General features: G+C 55.2%; 10 protein-coding genes. 5 read left to right on the forward strand and 5 right to left on the reverse strand.

The window, feature by feature from the left end; genetic code table 11:
- Positions 1 to 32: 32 nt before the first annotated feature.
- The 3 genes from degS to zapG all read right to left on the reverse strand — a co-directional run bounded on the left by degS (position 33) and on the right by zapG (position 3,147).
- The gene (gene degS / locus ACX9GT_RS02855) at positions 33 to 1,091 is read right to left on the reverse strand and encodes an outer membrane-stress sensor serine endopeptidase DegS (RefSeq protein ID WP_473189728.1); all 1,059 of its coding nucleotides are present in this window, start codon (positions 1,089 to 1,091) and stop codon (positions 33 to 35) included.
- A gap of 89 nt (positions 1,092 to 1,180) precedes the next feature.
- The gene (degQ, locus tag ACX9GT_RS02860; protein ID WP_473189729.1) at positions 1,181 to 2,554 is read right to left on the reverse strand and encodes a serine endoprotease DegQ; all 1,374 of its coding nucleotides are present in this window, start codon (positions 2,552 to 2,554) and stop codon (positions 1,181 to 1,183) included.
- Positions 2,555 to 2,745: 191 nt separating this feature from the next.
- A complete protein-coding gene (gene zapG / locus ACX9GT_RS02865) occupies positions 2,746 to 3,147 on the reverse strand; it encodes a Z-ring associated protein ZapG (RefSeq protein ID WP_473189730.1) in 402 nt (133 codons plus the stop codon).
- A 231-nt stretch (positions 3,148 to 3,378) separates the two neighbouring features.
- On the opposite strand from zapG, the gene zapE reads away from it, so the two are divergent.
- The 5 genes from zapE to sspB all read left to right on the forward strand — a co-directional run bounded on the left by zapE (position 3,379) and on the right by sspB (position 7,097).
- Positions 3,379 to 4,506 (forward strand): cell division protein ZapE, encoded by a 1,128-nt coding sequence (zapE, locus tag ACX9GT_RS02870; RefSeq protein WP_473189731.1) that lies wholly within the window; start codon positions 3,379 to 3,381, stop codon positions 4,504 to 4,506.
- Between the two features lie 220 nt (positions 4,507 to 4,726).
- On the forward strand, positions 4,727 to 5,155 hold the full coding sequence (gene rplM / locus ACX9GT_RS02875; protein ID WP_459400174.1) for a 50S ribosomal protein L13: 429 nt from the start codon (positions 4,727 to 4,729) through the stop codon (positions 5,153 to 5,155).
- A 15-nt stretch (positions 5,156 to 5,170) separates the two neighbouring features.
- Complete coding sequence (rpsI, locus tag ACX9GT_RS02880; RefSeq protein WP_076942061.1) at positions 5,171 to 5,563, forward strand: 30S ribosomal protein S9; 393 nt, start codon at positions 5,171 to 5,173, stop codon at positions 5,561 to 5,563.
- Between the two features lie 389 nt (positions 5,564 to 5,952).
- Positions 5,953 to 6,594, forward strand: coding sequence for a stringent starvation protein SspA (gene sspA, locus ACX9GT_RS02885; protein ID WP_142016661.1), 642 nt, complete (start codon positions 5,953 to 5,955; stop codon positions 6,592 to 6,594).
- Positions 6,595 to 6,599: 5 nt separating this feature from the next.
- A complete protein-coding gene (gene sspB / locus ACX9GT_RS02890; RefSeq protein WP_473189732.1) occupies positions 6,600 to 7,097 on the forward strand; it encodes a ClpXP protease specificity-enhancing factor in 498 nt (165 codons plus the stop codon).
- A 122-nt stretch (positions 7,098 to 7,219) separates the two neighbouring features.
- On the opposite strand, the gene ACX9GT_RS02895 is transcribed toward sspB, so the two are convergent.
- A complete protein-coding gene (locus ACX9GT_RS02895) occupies positions 7,220 to 8,638 on the reverse strand; it encodes a glutamate synthase small subunit (protein WP_473189733.1) in 1,419 nt (472 codons plus the stop codon).
- Between the two features lie 11 nt (positions 8,639 to 8,649).
- Positions 8,650 to 13,110 (reverse strand): glutamate synthase large subunit, encoded by a 4,461-nt coding sequence (gene gltB, locus ACX9GT_RS02900; protein WP_473189734.1) that lies wholly within the window; start codon positions 13,108 to 13,110, stop codon positions 8,650 to 8,652.
- Positions 13,111 to 13,495: the final 385 nt, after the last annotated feature.

Genomic DNA, 13,495 nt, shown 5'->3' on the forward strand with positions numbered 1-13,495 from the left:
TCGCTACAGAGAAGCCTGGGAAACCGGGCTTTTTAGCTATTATCTTCCGGGAATTCTCCCACCGTCATCTTCAGCGTCAGGCGTTGACCTTCACGCAATACCACGACCGGGATTTCGGTGCCTGGGCGAATTTCGGCCACCTGATCCATGGTTTCCAACACGGCGACTGCCGGTTTGTTATCGACGTTGATAATGATGTCGTTGATATGGAAACCAGCTTTGGCGGCTGGCCCATTGGGCGTGAGTTCGGTAACGATAATGCCTTGCAGGCGATCGATACCGGTATTGGAGGTGCGCACCGGAATAATCTCTTTCCCCTGAATGCCGAAGTAACCACGGATCACCCTGCCATCGCGGATCAGCTTATCCATAATCTTGGTTGCCAGCGCCGTCGGAATGGCAAAGCCCAAACCTTCAGGCGTTTCCCCATCGGTCACTTTGTCGTAAGTGAGCGTATTGATACCCATCAGTTCACCCAATGAGTTGACTAACGCACCGCCAGAGTTGCCGCGGTTGATGGAAGCATCGGTTTGCAGGAAGGTTTGCCGCCCGGTAGTGCTCAGGCTGATGCGGCCGGTGGCACTGATAATCCCCTGCGTCACGGTTTGCCCCAGATTGTAGGGGTTGCCGATCGCCAGCACCACATCGCCGATATGCGCCGGGCGCTGGCTATTGATCGGGATCACCGGCAAATTGCCGGGATCGATTTTCAGCACCGCTAAATCGGTCAGGCTGTCGGAACCCACCAGCAGTGCTTCATAACGGCGGCCATCTTGCAGCACCACGGTAATCAGCTGAGCATCTTTGATCACATGGCGATTGGTGATGATGTAGCCGCGATCGTTCATGATCACGCCGGATCCCAGCGAAAGCACGTTGGCGGTGCCACTCATGTTGCGGTTATAGATATTCACCACCGCAGGCGCAGCGCGGCGTACGCCGGTATTGTAACTGGCAGGGGTTTCGTCACTGGTGTTGCCAGGTTTGCTTGCGAAAAGATTACTGGAAGAACGCAGCACGGGCAGGGCAACCAACAACAGGCCAGCGACAATCAAACCAATAACAATGGAGCGCAAGAGCTTAGCAAACATGGATTTTTAATATGGGAAATGGAAGATAAACGGAGGATAGCATGAGTTAACCGGGTGCAGTATGTTACCGAACCCGGTTTTAAGACAAATTAACGCATTAACAGATAAATGTTTTCATTGCCGCGCATGATGCTCAATGCAGTAACGGCTGGCTTGGTTTCAAGCAGTTTACGCAACGCTGTGATGTCTTCAATCCGTTCACGGTTGACACCGATGATCACATCCCCTTTTTGCAGGCCAATCTGTGCTGCCGGGGTGCCTTTCTCGATGCTCTCAATTTTCACGCCTTTGTCACCGCTTGGCAAAGCACCGTTACTGAGGGATGCCCCTTGCAGCGAAGGAGACAGCGTCTCGGCGTTGGTGGCGGCACTCTCGCTGTTGTCCAGGGTTACTGCAACCTCCATCGGCTTGCCTTCGCGTAACAGGCCCACCTTGATGGTGGTGCCTGGTGCGGTGGTGCCGACTTTGGCGCGCAGTTCAGCGAAACTGCTGATCGGTTTGCCTTCAATAGACACCAGAATGTCACCGGCTTTGATACCTGCTTTGGCGGCGGCAGATTTTGGCAGCACTTCGCTGACGAAGGCACCGCGCTGGACGTCGGTATTAAAGGCTTTCCCCATATCGGCGGTCATTTCGCTGCCCTTGATACCCAACAGACCGCGTTTGACTTCACCAAACTCAATCAGTTGCTTGCTCAGGCTCTGCACCATATTGCTGGGGATCGCGAAACCGATACCGATATTGCCGCCGCCCGGCGCCAGAATGGCGGTGTTGATACCGATCAGTTCGCCGTTAAGGTTAACCAGCGCGCCGCCAGAGTTGCCACGGTTGATGGAAGCATCGGTCTGGATGAAGTTTTCCAGCCCTTCCAGGCTCAGGCCGCTGCGGCCCAAGGCGGAGATAATGCCGGAGGTTGCCGTCTGACCGAGGCCGAAGGGGTTACCGACCGCGACGGCGAAGTCACCCACGCGCAGTTGGTCGGAGTCTGCCATTTTTACCGCAGTCAGATTTTTGGCAGTGCTGACCTGTAGCAGAGCAATGTCGGACTGCTCGTCACGGCCCAGCAGTTTGGCATCGTATTCACGGCCATCATTGAGCTGGATGCTGATCTTGTCGGCGTTATTGATAACGTGGTTGTTGGTCAGGACATACCCTTTTTCCGCATCAATAATCACACCGGAACCTAAGCCTTCAAAAGGGCGCGAGTTTTGCCGCTGTGATGGCATATTGGGGCCAAAGAAGAATTTAAATTCTTCCGGCAATTGCTGCTGACGCTGTACCTGAGTGCCTTCCACACGCACGCTCACCACGGCGGGCAGGACTTTTTCGAGCATCGGTGCCAGGCTTGGCAGCGGTTGTCCCTGAACGGCAACCGGCATCACTGCGTTGGCTGCTGGTACAGAAGCCAGCGTCAGGCTAATACTCATGGCTAACGCGCTAAGAATTAATGATTTTTTCTTCATTGATAATAACTCTCTCAATACCTGCCGGTGAAGTTCTGATGATAAAGCAATAGCGATACCCATGTAAGAGTGTGAATTTGCGTGAAAAGTTCACTTAATCGTCAGTAGCAAGAATAGCTCAGATGCAGGGGGGTAAGGCGTGGACAAAATCAAGAAACCCGTGGGATAGCCCACGGGTTACATTAGAGAGATTAATCGCGGCGTGGTGTTGCACCACGCAGCAGACCAGATGCCCCTTCGGAATAGTCACGCGGCATTTCTACGGGTGCCTGATCGTTATCGGCTTCCACTTCGGTCAGACGATAACGGAATGGATTGTCCTGGAGCGGCAGATCCGGCAGCAAGTTGTTGGAGCTTTTCGCCATGTGCTGATACAACTGGCGATAGTCGCGCGCCATGTTATCCAGCAGTTCGGCACTGCGAGCAAAGTGGCCAACCAACTCCTGACGGTATTCCTCAAGCTCGGTTTTGCTTTTATCCAACTCGCTTTGCAACTCTTGTTGTTGACGTAGTTTACTGTTACCAAAACGCATCGCTACCGCACCAATCACGATACCGACGGCCAAACCCATTAGCGCATACTCCCAGGTCATGATGACTCCTATTTTGACTTCGTTGTTCCGCAGGGATTTTTCACTTAATAATGTCCACTATAACCGTTAACCTTGTCTGAGTGGAATCCTGATAAACCGTAACCGAATGTTTGCCGGGTTTTTCTCCGGCCACAGCGCGGGTAAATGTGGCGAACAGGGTGCGAAGCGGCAGCGAAACGCCGCGAAAATGGGCTAAATAAATTCTCAGCGTTCTTAGGGATCGTCGAATAAATGCAGGCACAGTCACCGTTATCACGCTACCAGCAGGCGCTGGATGCGGGGGAATACCAGGCCGATGCGGTTCAGCGTCAGGCCGTTACGCAGTTGGATCAAATCTATCAGGCGTTGCTGCAACGACCTGTTCAAGCGGCAACCACGGGCGGTCTACGCGGCAAACTCAGCCGCTTGTGGGGCAAAAACAGCGAAACGCTGAGCCAGCGTCCGGTGCAGGGGCTCTATATGTGGGGGGGCGTTGGCCGCGGCAAGACCTGGTTGATGGACCTGTTTTTCCACAGCCTGCCTGGCGAACGCAAACTGCGGCTGCATTTTCATCGCTTTATGCTGCGGGTACACGAAGAACTGACAGAACTGCAAGGGCAGGAAAATCCGCTGGAGATCGTGGCCGATGGCTTCAAGGCGCAGACCGATGTGCTGTGCTTCGATGAATTTTTCGTCTCGGATATCACCGATGCCATGCTGTTGGCAACGCTGTTGCAGGCACTGTTTGCCCGTGGGATCACCTTGGTGGCAACCTCCAATATTCTGCCGGATCACCTCTATCACAACGGCTTGCAGCGGGCGCGATTCCTGCCCGCCATCGCGTTGATCAAGGAACATTGTGAGGTGATGAACGTCGATGCCGGCATTGATTATCGCCTGCGCACCTTGACACAGGCGCATCTGTATCTGACACCGCTCACGCCACAAAACCAGGGCGCAATGGATCAGATCTTTTTGAAACTGGCGGGCAGAGCAGGTGAAGATGCACCGGTACTGCAAATCAACCATCGGCCATTGCCGACCATCCGCGCGGTAGAAGGCGTTCTGGCGGTGGACTTCCACACCCTGTGCGAAGAGGCGCGCAGTCAGTTGGACTATATTGCGTTGTCGCGTCTGTATCACAGCGTGATGCTGTATAACGTGCGCATTATGGGGCCGCTGAAGGAAAACACCGCCCGCCGCTTTCTGGCGCTGGTGGATGAGTTCTACGAGCGTCATGTCAAGCTGGTGATGACCGCAGAGGCATCAATGTTCGAGATTTATCAGGGCGAGCGGCTGAAGTTCGAGTTCCAGCGCTGCCTGTCGCGGTTGCAGGAGATGCAGAGTGAAGAGTATCTGAAGCTGCCTCACTTACCGTAAATCGCTGTTTGCCTCAAAAACTGTTCGACCTTTGTGGGCGACTTCTCTATAATCCTGCGACCCCACGTTACAACAAAGTTTTTTTCCCAAAAACTTTATAGTGCCGGCAATGGCTATTCGAAGGGGTAGGTTTGCTGGACTTGATGGTCGTGTGAGCCTCAACTGTTTTCGAGCGTTTGGGTGTTCACCAACGTGTAACTAATTATTGGGTAAGCTTTTAATGAAAACTTTTACAGCTAAACCAGAAACCGTAAAACGCGACTGGTACGTTGTTGATGCAGACGGTAAAACTTTAGGCCGCCTTGCTACTGAACTGGCTCGTCGTCTGCGCGGCAAGCATAAAGCGGAATACACTCCGCACGTTGATACCGGTGACTACATCATCGTTCTGAACGCAGAAAAAGTTGCTGTAACCGGCAACAAGCGTACAGACAAGATGTACTACCATCACACCGGCCACATCGGTGGTATCAAAGAAGCGACCTTTGAAGAGATGATTGCCCGCCGTCCTGAGCGTGTGATTGAAATCGCGGTTAAAGGCATGCTGCCGAAGGGCCCGCTGGGTCGTGCAATGTACCGTAAACTGAAAGTTTACGCGGGCACTGAGCACAATCACGCGGCACAGCAACCGCAAGTTCTTGACATCTAATCGGGATTATAGGCAATGGCTGAAAATCAATACTACGGCACTGGTCGCCGCAAAAGCTCCGCCGCTCGCGTCTTTATCAAGCCGGGTAGTGGTAACATCGTTATTAACCAGCGCAGCCTGGAACAGTACTTCGGTCGTGAAACTGCCCGCATGGTAGTTCGTCAGCCGCTGGAACTGGTCGACATGGTTGGTAAATTTGACCTGTACATCACCGTTAAAGGTGGTGGTATCTCTGGTCAAGCTGGTGCTATCCGTCACGGTATTACCCGTGCGCTGATGGAATATGATGAGACTCTGCGTGGCGAACTGCGTAAAGCAGGCTTCGTTACTCGTGATGCTCGTCAGGTTGAACGTAAGAAAGTCGGCCTGCGTAAAGCACGTCGTCGTCCGCAGTTCTCCAAGCGTTAATTCTTGCTGCTTCGGCAGTGCGATTTGCGCGAAAAACCCGGTGCCTCACCGGGTTTTTTTATGCCTGAAATTCCTTGAAACGCCATGGAAATCTGCAACCCGCTTGACAATTCACCATGAAATTGCCGCATAGTCCCCACAAAACAGTCAAAATCTGGTAGACTATCACCCACTTTTGCGCCTGTTCGCCGTGCAGTTGCTGTCAGTCTACCTCCGAGGCCCGTTTCTCGATCCAGGTTTATCTGCGAGCTGCTGGCTTGCGGTCAAGATTATTCAGGATAGCAGCCTGATAGACCCAATAGATTTCAAGTTGTCTCAAGGGAGTAATTTGAAAGACTTAGGGAAGTTGGCTATTCGCAGTATTTTCTAGATAACACTTGGAGGTTTTCATGGCTGTCGCTGCCAACAAACGTTCGGTAATGACGCTGTTTTCTGGCCCGACCGACATCTTTAGCCATCAAGTACGTATCGTACTGGCGGAGAAAGGTGTCAGCGTCGAGATCGAGCAGGTTGAACCGGATAACCTGCCGCAGGATCTGATTGACCTCAATCCTTACCAAACGGTACCTACGCTGGTCGATCGCGAACTGACGCTGTATGAATCCCGTATCATCATGGAATACCTTGATGAGCGTTTCCCGCACCCGCCGTTGATGCCGGTTTACCCGGTTGCACGTGGTGAAAGCCGCCTGATGATGCTGCGTATCGAGAAAAACTGGTACACGCTGATGTACAAAATCGAGCAGAGCAACGGTCAGGAAGCCGAGTCAGCACGCCGTCAGCTGCGTGAAGAGCTGTTGGCGATCGCGCCAATCTTCGGCCAGACGCCGTATTTCATGAGTGAAGAATTCAGCCTGGTGGATTGCTACCTGGCGCCGTTGCTGTGGCGTTTGCCACAACTGGGTATTGAATTGAGCGGTGCCGGTTCCAAAGAACTGAAAGGCTACATGACCCGCGTGTTCGAGCGTGATGCATTCCTGGCCTCCCTGACCGAAGCCGAGCGCGAAATGCGCCTGCAGACTCGGGGCTAAGCGTCATGGATATGTCTCAGATGACCCCGCGCCGTCCTTATCTGCTGCGGGCATTCTATGACTGGCTGCTGGATAATCAGCTCACCCCGCATCTGGTGGTGGATGTGATGCGCCCTGATGTTCAGGTGCCGATGGAGTTTGCCCGCGACGGCCAGATCGTTCTGAACATCGCGCCGCGTGCCGTGGGTAATCTGCAACTGGGTGATAGTGACGTGAGTTTCAGCGCCCGTTTTGGCGGTGTACCGCGTCAGGTGTGGGTGCCAATGGCAGCCGTGCTGGCGATCTACGCACGCGAAAACGGGGCTGGCACTATGTTCGAACCTGAAGCCGCCTATGAAGCGGAAGGGACTTTCGAAGGCCTTGAGAATCAAACTAGCCCTTCAGAGAACCTGATGTCAGTGATCGACGGCGATCGCCAGGATATCCGTGATGATCATGGTCCTGATGATGAACCGCCGCAGCCGCCGCGCGGTGGCCGCCCGGCGTTGCGCGTCGTGAAGTAATCCGCGGCAAGCAGGATCAAAAGGTACAGCATGCTGTGCCTTTTTTGTTGCCCGGATCTTGGGCGCTTGCCAAAAAATAAAGGGCCAGCATGCTGGCCCTTGGGATAACGCAGAGGAACGGCTTACACTTCCAAGTAACTCATGATGCCTTCTGCGGCTTTACGCCCTTCGGCAATTGCGGTCACCACTAGATCGGAACCGCGCACCGCATCGCCACCGGCGAAGATCTTCGGGTTGCTGGTCTGGAAGGCGTTATCGACAGTTTCTGGCGCCACAATCCGGCCCTGTTTGTCGAGCTGCACGTCGTGCGCTGCCAGCCAGTCCATTTTGTGTGGGCGGAAACCAAACGCCATCACCACCGCATCGGCGTCGAGTACGTGTTCTGAACCGGCGACCTGCTCGGCAACCTGACGGCCATTGGCATCCGGAGCGCCCAACTGAGTGCGCACCATCTTCACGCCAGCCACGCGACCCGCGCTGTTCAGCTCAATACTCAGCGGTTGCAGGTTGAATTTGAACTCTACCCCTTCTTCACGCGCATTCTTCACTTCGCGTTTGGAACCCGGCATGTTGACTTCATCACGGCGATAGGCGCAGGTTACCTGCGTTGCGCCTTGGCGGATGGAGGTACGCACGCAGTCCATCGCGGTATCGCCACCGCCAAGCACCACCACGCGTTTACCTTCCATGCTGACATAGGGCTCGTGCTGCGTAGCGTCATAACCCATCAGCTGTTTGGTATTGGCGATCAGGAATGGCAGAGCATCATAAACACCCGGAGCCTCTTCGTTATCCAGCCCACCGCGCATCGATTGGTAAGTGCCCACGCCAAGGAACACCGCATCGTATTCGCTTAACAGCGCATCCATGGTGATGTCTTTACCGATTTCGGTATTAAGCTGGAACTCAATGCCCATTTCGCTGAAGATCTCACGGCGCTTGATCATCACCTCTTTTTCCAGCTTGAAGGCGGGAATGCCGAAGGTCAGCAGGCCGCCGATCTCGGGATGGCGATCGAAAACCACCGCTTTTACCCCGTTGCGGGTCAGCACGTCGGCACAGGCCAAGCCAGCCGGGCCAGCCCCGATCACCGCCACGCGCTTGCCGGTCGGCTGCACGTGCGACATATCCGGCTTCCAGCCCATTTCAATGGCTTTATCATTGATATAGCGCTCGATATTGCCGATGGTGACCGCGCCGAATTCGTCATTCAGGGTGCAAGAACCTTCACACAGGCGATCTTGCGGGCAAACACGGCCGCAGACTTCCGGCAGGCTGTTGGTCTGGTGCGCCAGATCGGCCGCTTCCATAATGCGGCCTTCGTTCGCCAGCTTCAGCCAGTTTGGAATGTAGTTATGCACCGGGCATTTCCATTCGCAATACGGGTTGCCGCAAGACAGGCAGCGATCGGCCTGCGCTTTCGCTTGGGTTTCCGAAAACGGCTCGTAAATCTCTACAAACTCAATTTTACGGATCTTCAGCGGTTTCTTTGGCGGATCAACACGCTGTAGGTCGATAAATTGATAAACATTCTGACTCATTTCATGACCTCTTACTGTGCCTGAACCCGCAGCTCGGCGGCGCTTCGACTACGGTGACCCAACAATGCTTTGACATCACTGGACTTCGGCTTGACCAGAGCAAACTTCGGCGCCCATTCCGGCCAGTTGGCCAGGATCTCTTCGGCGCGCGATGAACCGGTTGCCTGCACGTGCTCGGTAATCAAACCACGCAGGTGCTCTTCGTGGATTGCCAGTTGATCGACGGCTAACACTTCTACCAGCTCTGGATTGACGCGTTTGCGGAACTCGCCGTCTTCATCCAGCACATAGGCGAAACCACCGGTCATGCCCGCACCAAAGTTGATGCCAGTTTTGCCCAGCACGCAGACGATACCACCGGTCATGTATTCACAACCGTTATCACCAATCCCTTCAACCACGGTAATGGCACCGGAGTTACGCACTGCGAAACGCTCACCCGCGCGGCCTGCGGCGAACAGCTTGCCACCGGTTGCGCCATACAGGCAGGTATTACCCACGATGCTGGCTTCATGGCTGCGGAAGGCTGAGCCTACTGGCGGGCGCACGGCAATGCGGCCACCGGCCATGCCTTTACCCACGTAGTCGTTGGCGTCGCCGGTCAGGGTCAGTTCAACCCCGCCCGCATTCCATACGCCAAAGCTCTGGCCTGCGGTACCGGAGAAGTGCGCTTTGATCGGATCGGCCGCCATGCCTTGATCGCCGTGCAGGGTCGCAATCGCACCCGACAAGGTGGCACCCACTGAACGATCGGTGTTGCGGATATCGAAGTAGAAGGTCTTGCTCTGCTTCGCTTCAACGTGCGGTTTTGCCTGCGCCATCAGCTCTTTATTCAGCAAACCCTGATCGAACGGCGGGTTGCTGCTTTCGGTGCAGTGCAGCGCTTTGCCCGCGTGTGGCGTGGCAGTTTTCAGCAACGGCGACAGATCCAGCTTGTTCTGTTTAGCAGAGATCCCATCCAGTTCGGTCAGGAACTCGGTACGGCCAATCAGATCGACCAGTTGGCCGACGCCCAGTTCCGCCATGATTTCGCGGGTTTCCCGCGCGATAAAGTGGAAATAGTTGACCACACGCTCCGGCAGGCCGTGATAGTGATCGCGGCGCAGTTTTTCGTCCTGGGTCGCAACACCGGTGGCACAGTTATTGAGGTGGCAGATACGCAGGTATTTACAACCCAGCGCAACCATCGGGCCAGTACCGAAACCGAAACTTTCCGCACCGAGGATCGCCGCTTTAACAATGTCGACGCCGGTTTTCAGGCCGCCATCCACCTGTAGGCGGATTTTGTGACGTAGGCCGTTGGCCACCAGCGCCTGCTGGGTTTCCACCAGGCCCAGTTCCCATGGGCAACCGGCGTATTTCACCGAAGACAGCGGGCTGGCACCGGTGCCGCCGTCGTAACCGGCAATGGTGATCAGATCGGCATAGGCTTTCGCCACGCCGGTGGCAATGGTGCCCACGCCCGGCTCGGAAACCAGCTTCACCGAAATCATCGCCTTCGGGTTCACCTGTTTCAGGTCGAAAATCAGCTGCGCCAAATCTTCGATCGAATAGATATCGTGGTGCGGCGGTGGGGAAATCAGGGTGACGCCCGGCACCGAATAACGCAGTTTGGCGATATACGGCGTGACTTTATCCCCTGGCAACTGACCGCCTTCACCCGGCTTGGCGCCCTGGGCGACTTTAATCTGGATCACATCGGCGTTAACCAGGTAAGCCGGGGTCACGCCAAAGCGGCCGGAAGCCACCTGCTTGATACGGGAGACTTTGTGGGTGCCGTAACGCGCTGGATCTTCACCGCCTTCGCCGGAGTTGGAGAAACCACCGAGGCTGTTCATGGCGATCGCCAGCGACTCATGCGCTTCTGGGCTCAGCGCCCCGATGGACATGGCGGCGGTATCGAAGCGTGTGAACAGTGACTCGGCCGGTTCAACCTGATCGACCGGGATCGGCGTGCCTTGCGGTTTGATCGCCAGCAGATCGCGCAGCGTGGCGATTGGGCGCTCGTTGACCAGCTTGGCATAAGCCTGATAGTCACTGTATTCGCCGCTGTGCACCGCTTTTTGCAGTGAGTTCACGACATCCGGGTTGTAGGCGTGATATTCGCCACCGTGAACGAACTTCAGCAGGCCACCCTGTTCCAGCGGCTTGCGTTTCAGCCACGCACGTTTATTCAGGTTTTGCAGATCCTGTTGGAAATCGCTGAAACTGGCACCGCCAATGCGACTGACTACGCCCTGGAAGCACAGATCGGAAAGATCACGATGCAGGCCGACGGCTTCAAACAATTTCGAGCAACGGTAAGAGGCGATGGTAGAAATGCCCATTTTGGACATGATCTTGTACAGCCCTTTATTGATGCCGTTGCGGTAGTTCAGCATCACTTCGCGGTATTGCTTGTCGATCGCCTGGCTGTCTACCAGCTTGGCCAGCGTTTCGTAGGCCAGATACGGATAGATAGCGGTAGCACCAAAGCCCAGCAGCACGGCAAAGTGGTGCGGATCGCGTGCGCTTGCGGTTTCAACGATGATGTTGGCGTCGCAACGCAGGTTTTTTTCTACCAGACGGGTCTGGATCGCACCCACGGCCATCGGGGCCGGTACTGGCAGGCGTTGATTGCTGATGGCGCGATCGGATAACACCAGCAGCACCGCACCGTCACGGACTTTACGTTCCGCTTCATCGCACAGGGTACGGACCGTCTGCTCCAGATCCTGCTCGGCCGGATCGAAGGTCAGATCGAGCGTATCGGCGCGATAATATTCCCCTTCCAGCGTGGTGAGCTGTTTGAAATCCGAATACAGCAGGATCGGCGACTTAAAGCTCAGGCGGTGCGCCTGGCCTTCGGCTTCGCAGAACACGTTCATTTCGCGGCCGATGCTGGTGGCCAGCGACATCACGTGTGCTTCACGCAGCGGATCGATCGGCGGGTTGGTCACCTGCGCAAACTGTTGGCGGAAGTAGTCATAAATGATACGTGGGCGGCTGGAAAGCACGGCAAACGGGGTATCGTCACCCATTGAACCGGTGGCTTCCTGGCCAATCTCGCCCAGCACGCGGATCACCTGATCCAGCTCTTCGCTGCTGTAGCCGAACTGTTTCTGGTAAGTTTCGAGCGTGGCGTCATCCAGTTCGCGTTTACCCACCTGATCGTCCGGCAAATCTTCAAACGGCACCAGACGCTTAACGTTTTTCTCCATCCACTCTTTATACGGATGGCGGCTTTTCAGATCGTTATCGGTTTCGGCGGAGTGCAGGATCTTGCCGCTGCGGGTATCGATCACCATCAGTTCGCCCGGCCCAACGCGGCCTTTCTCTACCACTTCATCCGGCTGATAATCCCAGATGCCCACTTCCGAGGCGCAGGTGATCAGCTTGTCTTTGGTGATCACGTAGCGCGCCGGGCGCAACCCGTTACGATCCAGGCTACAGGCGGCATAGCGGCCGTCGGACATCACGATGCCTGCCGGGCCGTCCCACGGTTCCATGTGCATCGAGTTGAAGTCGAAGAACGCACGCAGATCGGTATCCATATCCGGGTTGTTCTGCCAGGCCGGTGGCACCAGCAAACGCATGGCGCGGATCAAGTCCATCCCGCCCGCCAGCAACAGCTCCAGCATATTGTCCAGCGAGCTGGAGTCGGAGCCGGTTTCGTTAACGAACGGTGCAGCGGAATGCAGATCCGGGATTAGCGGAGTCTGGAATTTATAAGTACGGGCGCGTGCCCACTGGCGGTTACCAGTGATGGTGTTGATCTCACCGTTGTGCGCCAGATAGCGAAACGGTTGCGCCAATGGCCAGCGCGGTACGGTATTGGTGGAGAAACGCTGGTGGAACAGGCAGATGGCGGATTCCAAGCGCAGATCGGCGAGATCCAGATAAAAACGTGGCAGATCCGCAGGCATACACAGGCCTTTGTAGATCGTCACCAGGTTGGAGAAACTGCACACATAGAAGCTGTCATCCTGAACGCGCTTCTCGATACGGCGACGCGCTATAAACAGGCGGCGTTCCATATCGCGCGGACGCCAGCCCGCAGGGGCGTTGACGAAAATCTGTTCAATACGCGGCAGGGAAGAGAGGGCGATTTCACCCAGCACGTCCGGGTTGGTGGGAACTTCACGCCAGCCGACAATCGACAGCGTTTCGTTCTGCAACTCTTCTTCCACAATGCGGCGGCTGGCGCGGGCTTCCTCTTCGTTGGTGCTGAGGAACATCATGCCAACCGCGTAGTTCTTGGCTAAACGCCAGCCGCGCTCTTCCGCCACCATGCGGAAAAAGCGATCGGGCTTTTGCAATAACAGGCCACAACCGTCGCCAGTCTTGCCGTCAGCAAGGATTGCGCCACGGTGCTGCATACGGGCCAGTGCGTGAATAGCCGTTCGCACTACCTTGTGGCTAGGTTCGCCTTCTATGTGGGCGATCAGGCCGAAACCACAGTTGTCCCTCTCTTGGGATTTGTCGTACAACATATCAGTGAACCTCCCCAGGCTCTGCGTGACTCTCACAACCACCCACGAGGGGGCTTCCTGGTTTCAGGCGGAAGTCCGAACGGCGAGGTGAATAGCGCCGAACTGCTTTTCCGCCCTCCATCAATGGCCTCTCGTGACGGTTTTCACAAGTGGTAAATGACTTGTTTTAAGAGGGAGTCTTAAAATACTGCATAAATATGACGAGACGTTTGCCCGTCCAGAAAGCTTCCAGCGGACTTCCAACTTATACGAGAAAGAATACGCAGGTCAAATATGGGCTTAATCAGGTTTTCTGATGGATAAATCAGGCTTATTATTTTGAAAAATAAGATTTTTCAGACATTTTGCTCGCCGTGTGAAGGCAAGGAGAAGGCCAGTGAAATGT

The sequence above is a fragment of the Serratia sp. YWN4 genome, assembly GCF_055790845.1.

What these genes read in the sequence shown, in the direction of transcription:
- degS (WP_473189728.1), bottom strand. Translation starts at nt 1,091, where the DNA reads ATGTTTGCTAAGCTCTTGCGCTCCATTGTTATTGGTTTGATTGTCGCT.
- degQ (WP_473189729.1), bottom strand. Translation starts at nt 2,554, where the DNA reads ATGAAGAAAAAATCATTAATTCTTAGCGCGTTAGCCATGAGTATTAGC.
- zapG (WP_473189730.1), bottom strand. Translation starts at nt 3,147, where the DNA reads ATGACCTGGGAGTATGCGCTAATGGGTTTGGCCGTCGGTATCGTGATT.
- zapE (WP_473189731.1), top strand. Translation starts at nt 3,379, where the DNA reads ATGCAGGCACAGTCACCGTTATCACGCTACCAGCAGGCGCTGGATGCG.
- rplM (WP_459400174.1), top strand. Translation starts at nt 4,727, where the DNA reads ATGAAAACTTTTACAGCTAAACCAGAAACCGTAAAACGCGACTGGTAC.
- rpsI (WP_076942061.1), top strand. Translation starts at nt 5,171, where the DNA reads ATGGCTGAAAATCAATACTACGGCACTGGTCGCCGCAAAAGCTCCGCC.
- sspA (WP_142016661.1), top strand. Translation starts at nt 5,953, where the DNA reads ATGGCTGTCGCTGCCAACAAACGTTCGGTAATGACGCTGTTTTCTGGC.
- sspB (WP_473189732.1), top strand. Translation starts at nt 6,600, where the DNA reads ATGGATATGTCTCAGATGACCCCGCGCCGTCCTTATCTGCTGCGGGCA.
- ACX9GT_RS02895 (WP_473189733.1), bottom strand. Translation starts at nt 8,638, where the DNA reads ATGAGTCAGAATGTTTATCAATTTATCGACCTACAGCGTGTTGATCCG.
- gltB (WP_473189734.1), bottom strand. Translation starts at nt 13,110, where the DNA reads ATGTTGTACGACAAATCCCAAGAGAGGGACAACTGTGGTTTCGGCCTG.